The sequence below is a fragment of the Pseudonocardia sp. EV170527-09 genome (genome assembly GCF_008369905.1).
Classification (GTDB): domain Bacteria; phylum Actinomycetota; class Actinomycetes; order Mycobacteriales; family Pseudonocardiaceae; genus Pseudonocardia.
Window position 1 is genome coordinate 1 of the sequence record NZ_VRMC01000638.1, and the last position, 240, is coordinate 240.

General features: G+C 54.6%; 1 protein-coding gene. It reads right to left on the reverse strand.

Annotated features, from left to right (window positions below; translation table 11 throughout):
- The coding region (locus FVA95_RS30360) for a hypothetical protein (RefSeq protein ID WP_205016112.1) at positions 1–180 on the reverse strand (180 nt) is incomplete at its 3' end.
- Positions 181–240 lie beyond the last annotated feature (60 nt).

Below are 240 nucleotides of genomic sequence, written 5' to 3' on the forward strand. Positions count from 1 at the left end.
GTTAATAGCATCAAGTTCGACCACCTGGGCTTCTGAGGCGTGCGCATATTCGGCGTCGAGCGCCTGGGAGGTGGGGCGTGCCGTCACGAACCAGATCAGCATCAGCACGGCGAGTACCACGAAGGTGATAATGAGGATTTCGCGTGACTGCTGGGCGATGAAGACGAGAATCACGATCATCGTACCGATATTAATCACGAGCTCAGTCAGGTTCGTGGACAGAAAGTTCCGCAGCGTATT